Source organism: Candidatus Thiosymbion oneisti, assembly GCF_004359955.1.
Lineage (GTDB): Bacteria > Pseudomonadota > Gammaproteobacteria > Chromatiales > Chromatiaceae > Thiosymbion > Thiosymbion oneisti.
Window position 1 is genome coordinate 1 of record NZ_SMSC01000007.1, and the last position, 13,291, is coordinate 13,291.

The following is a 13,291-nucleotide window of genomic DNA, read 5'->3' on the forward strand; positions in this document are numbered from 1 at the left end:
CTCGCCGAGGCCAATATCCGACTGTCGGGAGCGAACGCCACGAAGCGAACCACGTCAGTGTGACCCTGGAGATTGGTATGCTCTTGACCTGTCTCAGCATTCCATAGCTTGACGGTCTCGTCCGCGCTCGCTGAGGCCAGGATACGTCCGTCGGGTGCAAAATCCACGGAATAAACTGTGCTGGTGTGGCCCTGGAGGGTGGCGTGCAACTGACCGGTTTCGGCATCCCACAGCCTGATGGTCCTGTCCCGGCTCGCCGAGGCCAGGATCCGGCTGTCGGGAGAAAAGACCACGGAGAAAACCCAGTCGGCGTGGCCCTGGAGGGTAGCGCGTAGCTGGTCGGTCTCGGCATCCCACAGCTTGATAGTGCCGTTCTTGCTCGCCGAGGCCAGGGTCCGTCCGTCAGGAGCGAACGCCACGGACCAAACCGCGTCGGTATGGCCATCGAGGGTGATGCGTAGCTGGCCGATCTCGGCATCCCATAGCTTAATGGTCTTGCCCCAGCTTGGTGAGGCCAGGCTACGACCGTCGGGGCTGAAGGCCACGGAGGTCACACCCGCGAAGATAGACAAATCAATGGAGCCCGGGAGGGTGGTACGCAACTGCCCGCTCGCGGTATCCCACAGATCAATGAAGCCGCCCCAACTCCCCGAGGCCAGAGTCCGGCCGTCAGGAGTGAATGCCACCGAGTCAACCGGGCCATTGCGACCCCGGAGGCGGGCGTGTAGCTGGCCGGTCTCGGTATCCCACAGCCTGATAGTCTCGTCCCGGCTCGCCGAGGCCAAACTAAGGCCATCGGGAGCGAACGCTACGGAGGTAACCGAATCGGTGTGGCCCTGGAGGGCGGCGCGTAGTTGGCCGGTCTCGACATCCCACAGTCTGACGGTCTTATCCTTGCCCGCTGAGGCCAGTATCCGGCCATCAGGAGCGAAATCCACGGAACGAACCAGGCCGGTGTGGTCCTGGAAGGTGGCGATATCCCGCTTCCTGCACAGGCGGTAAAAGAAATGCCAGGTAAAATCGCGTAGCTCGATCGGGCACCGGTCTTTGTCCTTCAACAGGCCCAGGGCCTGGTCTGGATCACGCCGCCACAGATCCGAAACCCGCGCTAGTTGGCTGTTACAGGCACCCTTTTGCGCCAACCGGGCCTGTTCTTCGGCTTCTGATTGTGCCTTGCGTGCCTTAGTGGATTCGGTTTCGGCACGCTCCATTTGTTCACGCGCTAACGTCGCTTGGATTTCCGCCCGGTCCCATTGTAGGAAGGCAAAGAGGGCGGTCCCGACCGCGATCAGGAGTCCGGCGGCCATGCCCACAAGCAGTCTTCGGCGCCGCCGCTCACGCGCCTGTTGCTCGCGAGTGCGTTGGTCCAGACCGGCCTGGATGAACGTCCGTTCGCCGGCATTGATCTCCGCGGGCCGTTCGTGCAACCAGTGTTCGGCCTCGGTGAGTACCGCGCCCCGTAGCAGGGAGCCTGGGTCCTTCTCTACTTGCTCCCACTGGGTCCGGGCCTGATCCAGCCGTTGGCGCCAGAGCAGGAATTCCCGGTCTTGGTTGAGCCAGCCGCGCAGTCGCTCCCAATTGCGGATCAAGGCCTCGTGGGCTATCTCGACACTGGGGCCTTGTCCGGATGTGTCCGTCGGTTGTTGGTTAGTGGTCGGATCATCCGCCTCAGGTTCGGTCTCGGCAGTCGAGACACTCGGGTCGTCGTTACTGGTGACCAGCAGTCTGGCCTTGGTCAAGCCACGCACGATGGATTCCGCGCCCGGCTCCAGCTCCGCGAACCGGGCCCGGCGGCGGGTGTCCTGATTGCCCTCTTCCGGGGCCGCGGCCCGCACCAGTCGGGTGAAGAGGCGTCGGGCGATTTGCTGTTGCTCCAGCGAGAGCCGGTCGTACTCGAATTCCGCGCGGGTGGCGATCGCGCCACTGACACCGCCGCTGGCCTGATAGGCGGCGTGGGTTATCAGATCGCCCTTTCTCTTGTCCCAGAGTGCGGTGAGGGCGAACTCGAGCAGGGGCAGATTACCGGGCTGCTCGGCTACATCACTGAGAATCTGGTCCTCCAGGCCCGGCTCGAAATGCAGACCGACTTGGGTGGCGGGCTCCCGGATGCTGCGCGCCAGCTCGTCTCGGGTCATGGGACCCAGGTTGACTGTCCCCCCTTGCTCGATCCGATCGGCGAATGCTCGACTGAGACTCAGGACATGACCGTAGAAATCCGCCCGCAAGGTGACTACCAGTGTGAGCGGGGCGCGTTCCAGGGCCTGTAACAGCCGATCAAGGAAGGGACCTCGGTGGACGTCCGGGGTGGTGGTGAAGAGCTCTTCGAACTGGTCGGCGACCAGCAGCAGGCGATCGGTGCCCGCGGCCTCCTTCAGGAGCCGCTCGACGATGGATTCCAGATGGGCATCGCCCCCGGCCAGGGCCTTGCCGAGCTTGGTGGCCTGGATCTCTTGGTCGGTCTTGCCGAGGTCCGGCTCGAGGAGCGGCAGCAAGGCAGCGGCCAGGCGGTGATCAGGGCGTTCGCCGGGGGTGAAGGTGGCCGCGTCCCAGGTCGGATTCGGCGGCCTTTGCCGGCGCAACTTGGGTAACAGACCGGCCTGGACCAGAGAGGATTTGCCGCTGCCCGAGGGACCGACCACGGCGACCAGATTGCGGCTGAGCACGGCCTCGACCAGCCGCTCCGTAAATGCCTCTCGGCCATAGTAAAAGGCGGCGTCCTGCTCGCGGAAGATCTCTAAGCCGCGATAGGGGCAGACATCGACGCGAGCTGCGCTCGGTTGGCGTCCAATCCCTTCGCCGCGGATGGCGCGGACGATGCCGGCGAGCTCCTGGGGATCTAAAAGCTCCCGGCGCAGATCGACCCAGGTGTTGAGAAACAGGAATCCGACGGTCGGATCGGCGCCGGGGAGCAGGACGGGGATGACGGGAAAGGCCCCGCCGGTCCCCTCCTCCCGGGCCTGGCGATCCAGGGCGAAGCCCATCTCCCGCCGCTGCCAATCGCCGAGCCCGTGCGGCCCCAGGAAGACCGCCACCGCCGCGGCCTGGGTCAAGGCCCGCTCCAGTGCCTCGGGCCAGGGCAGGCCCTTGATCAGATGCTCACGGTCGAGAAAGCTGGAGATGCCGCGGGCACGCAACTGCTCGCGCACGGCCGCCACCTGGTCATGATCGCGGGAGTTGTAGCTGATGAAGAGCTGGGGTGCATCCTGAGCCGGCGCTGGAGTCGGATCGGTCGGTGACGAAGGCATGGCAGTTTGGTGGTGTTCTAAATTCCGGCAGGGATTGCCGGAATCTAGTACCAGGGATGGCAAAAACAGTGGGAGTTTGAATGATTAGGTCGCACAGCAATCCTGAGTGGCTCTTTATGGATTCCGGACTGCTTTGGAGTGCGCCGGCAAAGCGGCGCGACCGAATCGAACCTCAGCGACGGGGAATAGCAACCGCGTTGGCCGGGAATCCGGGCTCTGAGTGCTACGCGCGCCGCGGCGACGGCGCTTTCCCCTGGCCGCAAAGCCGGTGTTGGAGACGGATGCATCGCCAACAATCAACGCCAAATAACCCAGGACCGCGCCCGGACCGGCACGGCGCCGAACGCGGCGTAACGCAACCCGACGCTCGGATCCATTTGGCTCGTTCCCACGCTCCAGCGTGGGAATGCCGTTGTGGCCGCTCCAGCGGCCAAGGTTTCATGACGCTGGAGCGGTTCAGACGACCTCAGCTGGCATCGCAGCATAATGGACTTCGGCTCGCGGACAGCACAACATAATTATCCTACTTTAGGCCGAAAATACTTTAAACCTATATGAGACAGAATTTAGTGATGAAATATGGTGGCTTCCATCCCACCACTTCCGGGAAAAACGAATTCTTCACAGTCTCGCGTGGGAGCCAGAGGCTGATTTGTGGGGATACTTCAGCCACTACCCCAAATTTTGTACACAGGTTTACTTAGACTCCGGTAACCTGGCCGCGTCTCGACTCAGGCATCGAAGGGATGCCGCTTGATGATGATATCCGCGCGGTCCGGTCCGGTGGAGATGAGATCGATGGGCAGACCCGAAAGCGCCTCGATCTTAGCCAGATAGCTGCAGGCGTTCTGTGGCAGTGCATCGTAGGACCTGGCGCCCAGGGTCGATGTCTCCCAACCGGGGAGCTCCAAATAGTGTGGTCGGCATCGGCTCAGGGCGTCCGCGGTGGTCGGTGGTGCGTTCAGCCGCTGGCCGTCCAGCTCGTAGTCGGTGCAGATCTTGATCGTCCGCAGGCCGTCAAGGACATCCAGCTTGGTGATGCAGATACCGCTCACACTGTTGATGTCGAGTGAACGTCTAAGGGCTACCATGTCGAGCCAACCGCAGCGGCGCTTGCGTCCGGTGGTGGCGCCGAATTCCCGGCCGGCCTCGCCCAGATGGGCCCCGTCCGCATCGAACAGCTCGGTGGGGAAGGGACCGGCGCCGACCCGGGTCGTATAGGCCTTTACGATGCCGAGGACATAGTCCAGGTTCCGCGGCCCCATACCGCTGCCGCTGGCCGCCCCGCCGGCGGTGGTGGTGGATGAGGTCACGAAGGGATAGGTGCCGTGATCGATGTCGAGCAGGGCACCCTGAGCCCCCTCGAACAATAGGTTTTTGCCCGCTCGACCGAGGGCCTGGAGCAGGCCTGGAACGTCCTCGATCAGGGGGGCGATCGCTTCCGCCTGAGTGAGGGCCGCATCCAGGACGCCCCGATAATCGACCGCCTCGGTCTTGAAGTAATGCACCAGGACGAAGTTATGGTAGTCCATGACCTCGCGCAGCTTCTCGGCAAAGCCTTTGGTATCGAGCAGATCCCCGATACGCAGGCCCCGCCGCGATACCTTGTCCTCGTAAGCCGGCCCGATACCGCGACCGGTGGTCCCGATGGCCTGCTTGCCGCGGGCGCGTTCCCGCGCCTGATCCAGGGCGATGTGGTAGGACAAAATCAGGGGACAGGCGGGACTGATATGCAGCCGCCGGCGCGCCGCTACGCCGCTCCGTTCGAGCATGCGCAGCTCCTCCAGCAAGGCCCCCGGCGACAGCACCACGCCGTTGCCGATGATACATTGCACGTCCTCGCGCAGGACCCCGGAGGGGATCAGGTGCAGGATGGTCTGCTTCCCATCGATAACGAGCGTGTGCCCTGCATTGTGTCCGCCTTGGAAGCGGACCACGGCCGCTGCCCGATCCGTCAGCAGATCCACGACCTTGCCCTTGCCCTCGTCACCCCACTGGGTCCCGATCACGACCAGGTTTTTTCCCATGATCAATACCACCCGAAAGATGCCGAAATGGGGTATTGGTACCCCTGGGTAAATCCGGAAACAATCTTCATGGAAATTCTTTTTGCCGCAAATGAACGTAAATAGACGCAAATCGCTCGCAATCGGCTCGCCATCAGCGGTTGACATATGGGAAGGTCCGCACAGCGGACCCTACGTCAATCGAGGCTATATAGGTTGGGCAAAGCCCACCACGGACAGCGGGCGTACCCAACATCCCTATCTGGAGCGTGGGAGCCGGCAGAAAGTATCAGGCCGATATAAGCCGCTTCCATTCACTCAGGGCTATTGCCAAGGTGCTCTCGAGCCAGTCGCAAAAACGCTGCCTTGTGTCGTCCGGCGATTCGGCATAATTGAATTGAAACAGGTCCACCGACGCCGGTTGTACCTGGACAGGTTCGGTGCCTCCCTCTTCTTTCTCGACGCGCCGATCCGTGAGCGCGGATGCGACCATGATGCCGGTATCATTGTGTCCGTAGCCATGAATGCTCACAATGAATTCAAAATGCTCTTGGGTTTTGATGGATAGCCGAATCCAGGCACGGTATCGTTCGAGGTTGGCAAAATAGTGGAATTTCTGCGCAACCTCTAGGATCTGATTATAGAAGTAGTGTTTTTTCGGCGAGTCGTTGCGCGCCGAATCCGAATAGGCCTGATAGGTGTCTCGATCCGGGGGCGTCAGTTTGCGCAGTTGGCTATCCAAGGATTCTGCCAATTCCCTCATTCTTGCATCCGCTATGGTGACCAACTCGTCCGCGTAATCGTAAACACGCCCTACTCGCTTGCGAGCCGTTGTCTGCTGATCTTTCAGAACTTCCAACGCAGAACCGATGATCTGATCGGCATACCTATTCTGTTGGACTTGCTGTTCCAAGCCGAGGGCCTGTAGTATCGACTCTTTTTGTCGTCTCGCAAACATTGCAACCAGTGGTTTTAAGTCCCCCTGATCCGCGTCTTCGAGCGCACCGATATACGCTTGCCGGTCGGCATCGCGGATAACCAGCGGAAACAGACCCTCTCTCAAGAAAACCAACGAGACCAGGGCACGTGCTACTCGGCCATTGCCATCCTGGAACGGATGAATTTGGACGAATCTATGATGTAACCAGGCCGCCTTGACTTCGACGGGCAACCTACTTTCGCTTTCGCGATACCACTGAATAAGGCTCTGCATTTCTTCTTGGGTGAATTCCGGTGGGCAATACTCGTGAATCTCACCATCCGGCCGCCTCGGGTTATTGGGAAGTGTCTTATAGATCCCCTTTTCGAGCGGAACCCTTACCACATCCCTACCTGTGGTCAAGGCTTCAGTAGAATCCTGGTGGCTCGTGAATTGTGCCTGTAACCCCCGTATGAAATGTTCGGTTAATGGTTGCTCCCCTTTTACATAGGAAAAGAGCCCTTCGATAACAGAGAGTTGATCGTCGATCAGAGCTTTGACGTGATCCGCTTCATTACGCCGGACACCGCCTCGGTGGGCAATCAGGCTAGCGTCTATCCCTTGCTCGATCAGGACCTCCGTGACACCTCGATCCCAGGTGTATAGGCGTTCGATGATTCCGGTTTCGATCGCCCATTCACGCTGGAGCTTGGTTAAGAAATCTTGAAAGACACCGGTTCCCTGTAATGCTTCTTTCTTTTCGCGCCAGACCCTCCCGAGCGCATCGAGCTCGGATGACCCGAAGGTCGCGGCATCCTCGGGAAATGGGTCGATTCGCTGGTAAGACATCAGATCACATTGAAAAATAGTGCCCATCAAATGTCGATGGGCTAAATGTCAACACGATCTAGTGCAGCGTAGTAGAAATCCTAATGCCATTTGTTAATTGGATTTGTACCAGAACGAACCGCACCGAAGAACCACGGATAAACACAGATCACAATCCGTGTTTATCTGTGTCCATCCGTGGTTCTAATGCAAGAAATGGTCTCCGTATTTTTACTATGCTGCACTAGCGAGGCTTTGCCTCAGACCGACGAGACGTGAGTTTTTTGCGCGGCGCACAAACTCGACTCATTTGCCAAAGATGCGGGTCCGTCAAAGATCCTAGGCCACGACCACCACCCAGCCTGTGTCTGCACGCTCCAGGCGCGCTTCACACCCCAGCTCCCGTGCGCCTTTAGCCTGCCCCGGCAGTTCCGTGACCACCTGTCGTCCCTCCCGGCGCAGACGCTCGATCTCCCGCTGTAGGTCCGGATCCGATGACCAGGGCGCAAATACCCTTTGGGGTCGTTGGTAACGCTCGTCGATACCGGTACCTAAGCGCAGCAGGCAGTTGAGATCGGTGCTGAACCCAACGGCGGGACGGGACCGCCCGAACACTCGGCCGATGTCGTCGTAACGCCCGCCACGCGCGATCTCCTGGCCCCAGCCGGGCACGAAGGCGGCGAACACCACGCCCGTCTTGTAATGGTAGCCCCGTAGCTCTGCCAGATCGAAGTGCACCGGCACGTCCGGCAGCCATTTGTGCGTCTCCTCGGCCACGCGTCGCAAATGATCGATGGCGGCTCGCACCGGCGGATCGGCAGCCGCCAACTCGGTTGCTGCCTGATCCAGGGCATCGTCGCCGTTGAGCGCCGCCAGGGCCAGCATCATTCGCGCCTGTATGTCATCCAATCGGTACGCGTCGATCAAGGCCTCGACCTCGGGCACGGCTTTGCGCTGCAGGGCCTCGAATAGGGCCATCTCCTGGTGCCCATCGAGCCCCGCCTGGCGGGCGAGCCCGCGGAAGATGCCGACATGGCCCAGATCCAGATAGAGACCTTCGATGCCCACCGTTTCCAGTGTTAGCAGGGCCAGGCGCAGGATCTCCACATCACTCTCGACGCCCGAATGACCATAGATCTCCGCCCCGATCTGCATCGGACTGCGGGTATCGGCGAAACCGTCCGCCCGCGTGTGCAACACGGTGCCCAGGTAACAGAGCCGAGTCGGCACGTCACTGCACAGATGATGGGCATCGATACGCGCTACCTGCGGTGTCATGTCGGCACGCGCGCCGAGCATCCTGCCGCTCAGCTGATCGGTAAACTTGAAGGTCTTGAGGTCCAGATCCTGGCCGGTACCCGTGAGCAGGGAGTCAAGATAGTCGACGAACGGCGGGATAACGAATTCGTAACCCCAACTTCGGTAAAGATCCAGCAACTCGCGGCGCAAACACTCCATTACTTGCGCCCGCGGCGGCAGGATCTCCTCGATCCCGGCGGGTAACAGCCAGCGTTCCTCCCGCATGCTCTGGCCCTTAGGCGATTGGCGAAAATTGGAATACCGAATTGTGCCCCGAATTGCACAAGATCATCGTTCGTCTGCCAGGCGCGGCAACCGGTGCATAGTGGACTCCGTAACTGTTGCCGCAACCCAGCAGACGGACGAGACGGTATTTCATTTGACAGAAATCGCCTTAATTCACCACATACAAGAGTACGACGCCCACCACCATGCTCACCAGACCGGTAACCCGCAATGAACGGCTATCCTGCTCGGTCATCAGAAGTAAGGTGCGCCGCAGACTATCCGGGCTCAGGAAGGGCCAGACACCTTCGAGTACCAACAGCAATGCAAAGGCGACGAGCAGATCGTGCCACATCCTTTAGGATCCGACTCCAAGCATACCGCAGGGCCCTGAACGCCGATATTCGTGCGGAGTGCGAGCTATTCGGAGAAAGTCGTGGGGGTAACCCTAGACGCAGCTCCAGGTGCAACAGCCGTCGCCGGTGGCAGTAGCTGACGCTCACGCGCCGGTGGTGTCATGGCAATCGGCGCCGGCGTGGAGACTTGCCCTAGTTCAGGCATCGGGACGGCGGTCTGCGGCTGCAACGCAGATTCTTCCGCCGGCTGAGACTCGGAAGCGGGGTGCGTGCCCGAGGCCGGTGAAATACCGATGCCGGCTGGGACCTTCTCCTTGAAATAACGGAAGAAATCCGACTCCGGCTGCAGGACCATCACATCCCCGCCCCGTCCGAATGTATTGCGGTAGGCATTGAGGCTGCGGTGGAAACTGAAGAAGTCCTGATTTTGGTTGAAGGCATTGGCATAGATCTCCGTGGCCTTGGCATCGCCCTCACCCCGTAGCTGCTCGGATTCCTTGTAGGCCTCGGCCAGGATCACGGTCCGCTGCCGGTCGGCATCGGCACGAATGCGCTCGGCGGCCTCCGCGCCCTTGGCGCGCAAGTCCCGGGCCACCCGTTCGCGCTCGGCGCGCATGCGTTGATAGACCGACTCGCTGACCTCGGGCGGCAGATCGATCTTCTTGACTCGGACGTCCACTACTTCGATCCCGAGCTCGGCGGCGTCGGTATCCACCTTCTTGGTCAGGATCTGCATCAGCTCCAGACGATCATCCGAGACCACCTCTTGAATGGTGCGCTTACCGAACTCGTCACGCAGTGCCGTATTGACACGCTCGGAGAGCAGCCTGGCGGTGCGCCCGCTGTCACCACCGGTAGAGCGGAAGAACTGCCCCGGGTTGGTGATGCGCCACTTGGCGAAGGAGTCGACGATCACGTCCTTCTTCTCTACCGTCAGGAATCGCTCGGGCCGGGAATCCAGGGTCTGGATGCGGCCGTCGAACTTCTTGATGTTGTTCAGCACCGGGACCATAAAATGTAGCCCAGGTGCGTATTCGCTGTCGACGATCTCACCGAGGCGGAGCTTGATGGCCACCTCCCACTGATTGACGGTGAAGGTCGCGGCATAGATCACCAGGGCAGCCAGGATCAGCCCGATGGGCGCCAGCATCTTGACTCGATTCATCGCCGAGACCTCCGTTCGCGAATTACCTTACGCTGGGGTGCCGACTCCGGCTCCTGAGCAGCCGCTGAAATGGGACTTTGCTGTTTTCCCGACTGGCCTTGGCGGCTACCCGCATTGATCAGCTGGTCGAGGGGCAGATACATGAGGCTGTTTCCCTCCTCGACGTCCAGGAGGACCTTGTTGGACCCGCCGAGGACCTGCTCCATGGTCTCCAGATACAGACGCTCGCGGGTTACCTGAGGTGCCTTCTCGTACTCGTCCAGGAGGGCAAGAAAGCGCGCGGTCTCACCCTCGGCACCGGCTACCACCTTGTCTCGATAGGCCTTGGCATCCGCCTGCACGCGCGCGGCCTCGCCGCGGGCCTGGGGTAGGATCTCGTTGGCGTAGGCCTCGGCCTTGTTCTCCAGGCGTTCCTTGTCCTCCCGCGCCTTGATGGCATCGTCAAAGGCCTCCTTGACCTGCTCCGGCGGCTTGGCCGGCTGCATGTTCACCGAGGTGATCTCCAAGCCGGTCTTGTACTGGTTGATCAGGCTCTGAGCACGCTCACGGATGGTCGTGGCGACGGCGCTGCGCCCTTCGGTCAAGATGAAGTCCAGGCGGCTGCCGCCGATGGTCTTGCGCACCACCGTCTCGGTGGCGTCGCGCAAGGTCTTTTTCGGGGACTGATCCTGGAAGAGGTAGTCCGCCGCATCCTGGATGCGGGACTGGACGGTGAGCTCCACGTCGACGATGTTCTCGTCCTTGGTGAGCATGGCGGCCTTGTGGGTAAAAGAGGAAATCTCGTCCACATTGACCTTGCGCACCTCATCGATCGGATACGGAATCCGCCAGTGGGGTCCGGGGTCGGTGATCTTGGTATAGGCACCGAAACGCAGCACGACGCCGCGCTCCGCGGGCCCCACGATGTAGATGCCTGATGCCAGCCAGACAACGAACAAGACCGCTGCCCCAAGCATGACGGCATTACCGCTGATACCGCCCCCCGCTCCCGGTGAGCCGCCACCGCCATCGGACTTGCCCGATCCACGCCGGCCCTGCCCTCCGAATAGCCCGCCGAGGCGTTCTTGAAGCTTACGCACCACTTCATCCAGATCCGGTGGTCCCTGATCCGGACCCTTCCCACTCCACGGGTCTTTGTTCCCACCACCCGGTTCATTCCAGGCCATAAGCGCTCCAACTATCTTTGAAAGTGTACCGGCCGCTCGGTCGTCAAGCTGCTACCGTCGGGCCATCATCAGGGGGACCATTGTATACCCATTTTAGATTTAGAAGCTGTTTGGTTAAAACGGATCCTCGCATCGGGTTGCGTTACGCCGCGTTCCCCGCCGTGCCCCCCCAAGCGTTTTCGCGCGCGGCTAACGCAACCTACACCCAACGCGAGGTCTGCGCGGGCCAACAGATTCCTTCAATGATGCGGCTCACTGCTTACCGACCGCTCCAGGGACGGGGCAGACAGGCCGCGAACCGCATCTGTGGACGCTGGGCGTGCCCAACCCGGGTGTTGGGCACGGGCCCATTTATTGATGCGGTTCGCGCCGCCCGGCAGTGCTATCCTGAAAGATCTTCCGCGCTCACCGCATCCTACACCCCAAGCGAGGTCCGCGCGGGCAGGCAGCATGGGCGGTAATATAGGTGTAGGTTGCGTTAAGACGCCGGCACTGACGCCATCATAGATGAACGAACCTTTGGGCGTCGAACGCAACACGTCAAACTGGCCCCGACGCCGGAGGGATCTTTTCCCTCCAAACAGCGCCAACTCATTCAGGATTGCCACCCTGCCCCAGGAACTCGTCACCCGCTGGTAACCGCAAGCTCCGTGCGCTCGCCCACCAGCCGCTCTGACAGGGACTCGTCCTTGCTCAGCAAACGGTCGAGCGCGATCCTGGGGACCATCACCTCCAGCTCCCAGCCACCCTGATCCGTCGCCTGGTCCGAGAGAACCTGGGCGTGGGTGAAGAACCAGGCCCGCAACGCCCCCTCTTCGGGACCAAGGATGATCCACTGGTGGAGGTGCTCCTCATGGAAGTGCTCGCGCAAGGCAGCGAGCAACAGATCGATCCCGGCCCCGCTGCGGGCCGAGATCCAAACCCGCCCTACCCGTCCTTGGGCATCTCGTTCCAAGCGCGGTTCGGTGTCGGGCAGCTGATCGATCTTGTTGAAGACCTGGATTTGCGGTATGTCACCCGCCCCGATCTCCGACAGTACCTCCTGTACGTCCAGGATGCAGCCGGCCCGGCGCGCACCGGAGGCATCCACGATATGGAGCAACAGATCCGCGGTCCGCGTCTCTTCCAGGGTGGAACGAAAGGCCGCCACCAGCGCGTGCGGGAGACGGTTGATGAAGCCGACCGTATCGGCGAGGATCAGCGTCGCCCCATGCGGCAGGGACAACCGGCGCAGGGTCGGATCCAGGGTCGCGAACAGCTGGTCGGCCTCATGGACGGCGGACCGGGTCAGCCGGTTGAAGAGGGTCGATTTTCCGGCGTTGGTGTAACCGACCAGCGAGACCGTCGCCAGGGCGGCCCGATCCCGCGCCCGGCGGCCCTGGGCACGTTGGGAGACGATACGCTCCAGCCGCTTGGTGAGCTGGGCGATGCGCTTGCCGATCAGGCGGCGATCCGACTCCAGCTGGGTCTCGCCCGGTCCGCGCAGACCGATACCGCCTTTCTGGCGCTCCAGATGGGTCCACCCACGCACCAGGCGCGTCGAGAGATGACGCAGCTGCGCCAGCTCCACCTGCAGCTTACCCTCGAAGGAACGCGCACGCTGCGCAAAGATATCCAGGATGAGCCCGGTCCGATCCACTACCCGGCACCGGAGGTGACGCTCCAGATTGCGCTCCTGTGCGGGGGAGAGCCCATGCTCGAAGATCACCAGCTCCGCCCCCTGGGCTTCGATCAGCGCCTTGAGCTCGTCCGCCTTGCCGGGGCCGATGAACAGACGTGGATCGGGCGCCTGGCGGAAACCGCCTACGCAACCCGCAACCTGTGCCCCCGCCGCTTCCGCGAGCAGGCGAAACTCCACGTGCGCTTCGGGGTCACCGGTAGTGCCGATATCCACGTGCACGAGCACCGCCCGCTCACCGGTAGCGGGGCGCTCAAACATGGTCGCTCAGCAACCCTGAATGATTCGGCGCTGCTTGGGGGACCGGACGTGTTGCGTTACGACGCATAAAGGCTCGCTGATCTATGGTGGCGCCGGTGCCGACTTCTTAACGCAACCTACCCCTGGATCGCCCGCCATGCTAT

General features: G+C 61.5%; 7 protein-coding genes and 1 pseudogene. All 8 read right to left on the reverse strand.

All coding sequences use genetic code 11. The features are described 5' to 3' along the window. The coding region (locus E1958_RS05120; RefSeq protein ID WP_133510916.1) for an nSTAND1 domain-containing NTPase at nucleotides 1-3,245 on the reverse strand (3,245 nt) is incomplete at its 3' end. A gap of 731 nt (nucleotides 3,246-3,976) precedes the next feature. Beyond that, nucleotides 3,977-5,272 carry an adenylosuccinate synthase gene (locus E1958_RS05125; RefSeq protein ID WP_133510917.1) on the reverse strand — a complete coding sequence of 432 codons (1,296 nt, stop codon included), beginning with the start codon at nucleotides 5,270-5,272 and terminating at the stop codon, nucleotides 3,977-3,979. Between the two features lie 268 nt (nucleotides 5,273-5,540). Beyond that, entirely contained in the window at nucleotides 5,541-7,019 is a 1,479-nt protein-coding gene (locus tag E1958_RS05130) for a Fic family protein (RefSeq protein WP_166664592.1), read from the reverse strand. A 318-nt stretch (nucleotides 7,020-7,337) separates the two neighbouring features. Further along, nucleotides 7,338-8,522, reverse strand: coding sequence for an ATP phosphoribosyltransferase regulatory subunit (locus tag E1958_RS05135; protein ID WP_133510919.1), 1,185 nt, complete (start codon nucleotides 8,520-8,522; stop codon nucleotides 7,338-7,340). A gap of 169 nt (nucleotides 8,523-8,691) precedes the next feature. Next, a complete protein-coding gene (locus E1958_RS05140) occupies nucleotides 8,692-8,877 on the reverse strand; it encodes a DUF2065 domain-containing protein (protein ID WP_133510920.1) in 186 nt (61 codons plus the stop codon). A gap of 308 nt (nucleotides 8,878-9,185) precedes the next feature. Beyond that, a pseudogene (hflC, locus tag E1958_RS05145) lies at nucleotides 9,186-10,043 on the reverse strand (protease modulator HflC); the annotation flags it as partial. Next, entirely contained in the window at nucleotides 10,040-11,209 is a 1,170-nt protein-coding gene (gene hflK / locus E1958_RS05150) for an FtsH protease activity modulator HflK (protein ID WP_133510922.1), read from the reverse strand. The pseudogene hflC and the gene hflK, both read right to left, overlap by 4 nt. 625 nt (nucleotides 11,210-11,834) lie before the next feature. Continuing rightward, nucleotides 11,835-13,148 carry a ribosome rescue GTPase HflX gene (gene hflX / locus E1958_RS05155; protein ID WP_133510923.1) on the reverse strand — a complete coding sequence of 438 codons (1,314 nt, stop codon included), beginning with the start codon at nucleotides 13,146-13,148 and terminating at the stop codon, nucleotides 11,835-11,837. Between the last annotated feature and the right edge of the window lie 143 nt (nucleotides 13,149-13,291).